Origin of the sequence: Lentilactobacillus parakefiri (genome assembly GCF_002157585.1) — a bacterium.
In the GTDB taxonomy this organism is placed as follows: domain Bacteria; phylum Bacillota; class Bacilli; order Lactobacillales; family Lactobacillaceae; genus Lentilactobacillus; species Lentilactobacillus parakefiri.
The window spans coordinates 22,643-28,949 of record NZ_BDGB01000045.1 but is presented as its reverse complement, the minus strand read 5'-3'; the positions used below and the strand labels follow the sequence as shown (position 1 = coordinate 28,949).

Here is a 6,307-nt window from a genome sequence, read left to right as displayed (position 1 = left end):
TTTCTCTAAAATCTTCGTGGTTGTTGGTTTTGATGAACGGACAGGAAATGCCCGCTTTTTTATTCTAATGATAAATAAAAAAACTGTCATCAGTAATAGATAAAAATCTATTACCAACAACAGATATTGTAGAACCCTTTTTTCTTGTCTTCAGTCAAGTATTTTGACAAAAAAGATTTCAAAAGATACGTTGAACGAATTTAACGTTAACCAAAATTTCAAAGTGTCGTTTCTTTTTTTGTTTTCAATCCAAAAATGATATATTATAAGAGTTGTTAAAGTTATTAAGAAAGTCTAAAGCTTCTTTGGCTAATTAATTCTATTTGGGGCTTCATTTTTTCATCGTTATCTAATATGATAGGGGTGTGGCCTAAACGGAGGTGTGGATCATTGAATAAAATAATTAAGTATGCGCTAACTGCTTTACTTGTTACGGGGATGGGGGTTTTATTCACAGTATTTTCTGCCCAAAGTACATACCAACAAGCTTATGCTTCCACAGCAAGCAGTTTTATCTCAAAGTATCAAAGTGATGTTACCAAGGCTTCATCGAAATATAACCTGTATGGGTCGGTTATGATGGCGCAAGCCGGTCTGGAAAGCGGCTGGGGGCAAAGTCAGCTGACCACTGAGGCTAATAATTTCTTCGGAATTAAGGGTGCCTACAATGGGGCCTCGGTTTCGATGCCGACTACCGAATATAATAGCAATGGTCAGATGATTAATACCACTGCCAACTTTAAAAAATATCCAACTGCTTACGCTTCTTTTGCTGACAACGGTTCAACGTTAAGGAATGGAACCAGTTGGGATTCGAAATACTATTCCGGTTCTTGGAAGGAAAATGCGGCAACCTATCAAGATGCCGCAAATGCTTTAACCGGTAAATATGCCACTGCACCGGGATATGGTCAATCATTAATTACGGTTATCCAAACTTACAATTTGGATCAGCTTTTTGGTGAGACCGGCAATGGATCGTCAACCTCGTCTGTTAGTGATTCATCTTCATCGGCATCCCAAAGCTCATCGGCAAGTCCTTCCAGTGCCAGTTCGGCAACCTCTTCGTCTGCAGCTACTCCGGTACCTGCCGCCCCAAAGCTTGCCAAGGTTAAGTATTACAAGGCATCAGGAAAAGATTTAGTACCACTTTCCAGTAAATACAAGAAATATTACGTATATAATCATGTAAAGGGATCGACGACGTCTGAGAAACGCTATACTTGGTCACAACTGGGCGTCAATAGTCGTGTTCAAGTCTATTTGGATATGCGCGGTGTAAAGGCCAACAGTTCAACTAACTGGTACCGACTGCGTTTTTACAGTAATGCCAGTGCCAAAAAATTCTGGGTCAGTGCACCTGCATTATCCTTTGCAACAACCTATTCCGGAACTGCAACCGGTGCCCTGACACCAAGTAAGTCTTCTTCTGGTTATATTTACAATCACATCGTGGGTTCCAGTTACCTGTCTAAGCCACTCAAAAAAGTCAAGACGATTGCTGCAGCCAATAAAGGCTATAACGTCAATAAAACTGCCCTTCAGAAGACGAGCAGGGGACTCGTTCTTTGGTATCGAATTGCGGACGGAAAGACAAAAGGTTGGATTAAAGCTTCTGATGTAGTATCATATCCTGGATCAGTCGCGGTGGTTAACCACTCAGAAACCAAGTTGATCCTCAAAAATGCCGATTCGAATTATCTGTATGAACATGCAAACTCAACGGGGAATCTGCAGAAACATTACAAGCTTAATCAGGTTGATCTACAGATTGGAACCAAGGTAAAGGTTGACAAAATTGGCTATAAAGTCAGTGACCATTCGCTTTGGTATCGAATCTCGACGCCCAGTTCGTCTGCTAAGTATTGGGTTTCCAGCACCTTTTTATCATAAATGAATATGGAAGCAAGCGATGCCACTCATTGAACCTTGTGTCATCGATATTGGGAGGTTTTTAGAATTATTAAGCAATTCAAACACGTCATGATAAAAGCCATAATCGCCACGGTTGCGGTTACCGGCTTTTGTTTTGTCCAAGCAAACAGCTCGCACGCCAGTATTGAGACTGACTTTATTAATCAACTCAAAACGCCAGTGATTCAAATTAGTAAGGCTAACCACCTTTATCCGTCCGTCATGATGGCCCAGGCAATCGTTGAGAGTGACTTTGGCCGCTCCGAGCTATCACTGGACGCTAACAACTACTTTGGGGTCAAAGGGGCTTATAATGGCCAATCCGTGACCATGAGTACTGGTGAGTATACATCAAAGGGGAAACATTATATGACCGCTGCGGCGTTCAAAAAATACCCAACTGTTGACGCCTCAATCAAAGATAACGCCTATTTATTGCGCCACGGCACCTTAACGGATCCTAATTATTATGCGGGAACTTGGACGTCTAACGCTCTTTCATCAAGTGACGCTGCGATGGCTCTGTCGCTAACTTACGCAACCGATATGAACTACGGCAATAAATTAAATGCGATTATTTCCAAGTATAATTTAAATAAGCTTGACGGATCTGTCAGCACTGGAGACATTGGGTCGAAGATTAATGCCTCTCTCAATAAACAGTTGGCAGGCAATTCTCATACGTCGGCTTTAATTCGAGAAGAAAATTCTCGTTCCAAGATCAACAGTGTGCCGAAGCTGATTATCCCCAACTTTGTCTTCAACGACAATGGCGCAACCGCCATTAACCAAGGCGATGCGGTTATCCAATTTAATAGTTTGCCTCTGCAACGAGTTGTCCGCCGATAGATGTTTAAGGGTTCGCAAAGTTTATTTGGGAATCCTTTTTTTGGTTGCAAAGTTTGTTATAATGTTACTCGTGAATTTAGTCTCTCTTAAATTAGGAGCGGAACAATGGAAAACGATTATAAAGTAAAAGTTGAAAATGTTACTAAAGAGTATGAACTATTTAAGACCCAGTCCGAAAAATTACGGTCGTTCTTTTCGATTACCAAAAAACAAGTTCCTCATTTCTGGTCATTAATGGGCGTCTCACTAACGGTTAAACCTGGAGAGACGCTTGGATTGATTGGGGTTAATGGTTCTGGAAAATCAACGATTTCCAACATCATTTCCGGAATTATTCCTCAAACCACCGGTTATGTTGATGTTCGTGGAGAAACATCAATTGTTGCAATTCACGCCGGCTTGAGAAGCAGCTTGACTGGACGTGAAAATATCCGTCTGAAGTCATTAATGCAGGGGCTGACTAACGAACAAATTGACGAATTAATGCCTGATATCATTGCGTTTGCTGATATTGGTGACTTTGTCGACCAGCCGGTTAAAAGTTATTCAAGTGGTATGCGATCCCGACTGGGGTTTGCGATTGCCGTTCACATCAATCCGGATATTTTGATCATTGATGAAGCCTTGTCGGTTGGTGATGATACATTCTACCAGAAGTGTGTTGACAAGATTACGGAGTTTAAGCAGGAAGGCAAGACCATTATTTTCGTCAGCCATTCACTCAAACAAATTGAGATGCTGTGTGACAAGGTCGCCTGGATTAACTATGGTGAACTCAAGATGGTTGGTGAAACCAAAGAAGTCACCAAGAAGTATCGCGAGTTCACGCAGTGGTTTAAGAAGCTAAGCAAAAAAGAAAAACATAAGTTTGAAACTGAGCGCAAGAGTGTTCAGAAAAATTTCAGCATTAAAAATTATCAAAAACAAATTACTGAGCAGGAGCAAAGTGCCAATCCTGATGAAAAGGACATCCCTGCCAAGATTCATAAACGTTTTTATGGGTCTGTCATAAGCGAAAAAATGTCAGTTTGGAATCAATTATTGACGTGGGCAGTTCTGATCGTTGTCGTCTTTTTCTGTTTGGTTAACATTTCCGGCCATTCAGTGGCGCACGTCGTTAATAATCCGTCGTCAATTGTCCATCCCTCACAAACATTACATTTACCTGGGAAAGAATGATTTCGATGAGAGTGGGAATTAAAGCGGTTAGTTTCCACGTTTCTGCAATGGAATATCCAAAAATGATGAAGTAAGGGTGAGACACTAAATATTTTTGTATCACCCTTTTTTCTAAATCTAGTTGACAGCGCTTTCAATATTGAGTATATTATGTTCGGGTACTAAATAAATATCTTCTAATCAATTCTCTTTCTCTCTTAAAAAACTGACGTCTTTATAACGCCAGTTTTTTTATGTATAATTGTTTTCGTGAGTAAATACAAGGAGGTAACACGTTGAAGAGTCACGAAGTATTGACACTAATCGAAGAGATTACCAGAAACGATGGCAGCAAGTATATCGAGATCAGTAACATGGTGCAGAATGGACGGGCAGAATTAGCCGCTGAGAGGGGGCTTATTAAGCAGGTAAGGATCTTACAGCTTAATATCCCACACTCTCCTCACGTGGCCAAATATGAGCAATACATCAACAAAAACTATACGATGCCAACTGAAGACATGGATCACTTTGAAGAATGGCAAAAAACGCCGGAAATGCAGAAAGAAGTCGATATTATTCTTAAAGAAAATCACATTAGTTAGTGGCTTGATGAAATTTAGATAATAAAATAGTTTGCATATTTTCCCTGGATATGATATAAATATATATGTCGTTTTTAAAGAAAATATTTTTGCTCCGTAGTTCAGTGGTAGAATAATTGACTGTTAATCAAGAGGTCGCTGGTTCGAACCCAGCCGGAGCAGTAAAGATCTTTCGGAGGTCTTCAGATCTTCAAAATCTTTTTTTATACAATTTTCCAGTTGTCACACACTCTTAGATATGATATATTATCTAAGTGGTCATCACGTAAATATTTTTGCTCCGTAGTTCAGTGGTAGAATAATTGACTGTTAATCAAGAGGTCGCTGGTTCGAACCCAGCCGGAGCAGTCAGACAAAGAGTAGGCAACTTGCCTACTCTTTTCTTTTGATCTTTTTTTCATTTTAAAGGTGCTGGTAAATCGACAGCCTACCGAAAGGTCTAAATTGGGGACGATTCTGTTCTAGACAATTAAAGACCCAACCAAGAAAAGATTTTCTGGTTAGGTCTTTGAACGCACGCATAAATTTTATAAATTGATTTCAGAGGGAGTGGCAATAATTTGACGATCGCCGCTGTCATAAACAACCAATGATTTTGGATAACCATTGTCATAAGGGTAGGGTGAATCGAAAGTGGCAACCAATTCATTTCCTTGAATAAAATCATAGGATAAATTGCCATTGTTATTAACTAAATTAAATGTGATTAGATTGGATAATTGGAAAACCCCTTGCAAGTCATTATCGATGATGTACCAAACGTTGTCAATTGCTTCATCAGGTAACGACGAAACGATTGTGTAGCTGGCAAATCGAGATTCATTGGGATTAAACATTCATAACACCTTCATTTCTGCATTGCTTGTCATATGTAACCTACCAAATTAATGTGGCCAGCGCAAGTAATTAGTTATAGTTCAAACTCTTGGTTATCTGTTATTAAGCGGACAATATGTTTTTCGGTCCGGGCACTTTCCGGCGGCAGTGTCATGTAATCCCCGTAGATTCTTGTGAGGATGGCGTCGTAATCTGCCGGAACTCGAATGTGTGTATCCTCAAAGGGCAGGTCGGTTGTGTTAGCCAATTGGTCCAGGGTGAGAATCTCTTTTTCATAAGCATATTGTGATGCGAGATTTTTAATAGTCATTAACGCGGGCTTGTCATTGTACATGGTCATAATTTCTTGACGTTGTTTTTTGAAATCCTCAGCCGTTTCGGCTTGCTCCGCAGAAAGGGAAGTATGAAATTTGCGAATCGGGTTATCAATGACGTTATACCGCAGCTTTAAATAAATCCGGCTGTCTAATCTTCTCATGTCTAAGATTTGCCGCCGTTGACGAGCAGTGGAATCCGGAATTCGGTCTAAGGGAAAGATATCCAAGAAAACCCCTTTACGTGCGTTGTTAACGTTGTTCTTCTCTTCGATGAAGGTATTCCTATCCAACAGCTTGGAATAGCTCAGAGCGTAATTTTCGTCCGTCCATGGGGTTTGTAAGAAAAAGTGGCTCCCTTTGAGATCCTCTTTAGCCACTTTCAAAAAATACTCATAATCCGACCGCAGCATGCCGACGTCCATATCATCGTCCCAGGGAATGAATCCCTGATGGCGGACAGCACCAAGCATCGTCCCGCCTAAAGCAATGTAGTTGATGTGATGTTGGTGGGTGATTTTCACAAATTGCTTGAAAAGATTCAGTTCGACGCGGTGAATTAATGAGATTACATCATCAGCCATAAATATCAATCCTTTTTTGTTATATTGTAATTATAAAGCATAATGC

The 6,307-nt window shown here is 40.3% G+C and carries 6 protein-coding genes and 2 tRNA genes; 6 read left to right on the top strand and 2 right to left on the bottom strand.

The window, feature by feature from the left end; translation table 11 throughout:
- Positions 1-390: 390 nt before the first annotated feature.
- From LPKJCM_RS05035 to LPKJCM_RS05010, 6 genes are all read left to right on the top strand, one after another.
- On the top strand, positions 391-1,893 hold the full coding sequence (locus LPKJCM_RS05035; RefSeq protein ID WP_057962632.1) for a glycoside hydrolase family 73 protein: 1,503 nt from the start codon (positions 391-393) through the stop codon (positions 1,891-1,893).
- 90 nt (positions 1,894-1,983) lie between these two features.
- A complete protein-coding gene (locus LPKJCM_RS05030; protein ID WP_057962631.1) occupies positions 1,984-2,763 on the top strand; it encodes a glucosaminidase domain-containing protein in 780 nt (259 codons plus the stop codon).
- Positions 2,764-2,868: 105 nt separating this feature from the next.
- Positions 2,869-3,942 carry an ABC transporter ATP-binding protein gene (locus LPKJCM_RS05025; protein ID WP_057962630.1) on the top strand — a complete coding sequence of 358 codons (1,074 nt, stop codon included), beginning with the start codon at positions 2,869-2,871 and terminating at the stop codon, positions 3,940-3,942.
- Positions 3,943-4,217: 275 nt separating this feature from the next.
- A complete protein-coding gene (locus LPKJCM_RS05020) occupies positions 4,218-4,526 on the top strand; it encodes a hypothetical protein (protein ID WP_057962629.1) in 309 nt (102 codons plus the stop codon).
- Positions 4,527-4,616: 90 nt separating this feature from the next.
- A tRNA-Asn gene (locus tag LPKJCM_RS05015) sits at positions 4,617-4,688 on the top strand.
- A gap of 114 nt (positions 4,689-4,802) precedes the next feature.
- A tRNA-Asn gene (locus LPKJCM_RS05010) sits at positions 4,803-4,874 on the top strand.
- A 179-nt stretch (positions 4,875-5,053) separates the two neighbouring features.
- On the opposite strand, the gene LPKJCM_RS05005 is transcribed toward LPKJCM_RS05010, so the two are convergent.
- Positions 5,054-5,362, bottom strand: a complete 309-nt coding sequence (locus LPKJCM_RS05005; protein WP_057962628.1) for a DUF960 domain-containing protein — start codon at positions 5,360-5,362, stop codon at positions 5,054-5,056.
- A 74-nt stretch (positions 5,363-5,436) separates the two neighbouring features.
- Positions 5,437-6,261 carry a LicD family protein gene (locus LPKJCM_RS05000; protein ID WP_057962627.1) on the bottom strand — a complete coding sequence of 275 codons (825 nt, stop codon included), beginning with the start codon at positions 6,259-6,261 and terminating at the stop codon, positions 5,437-5,439.
- Between the last annotated feature and the right edge of the window lie 46 nt (positions 6,262-6,307).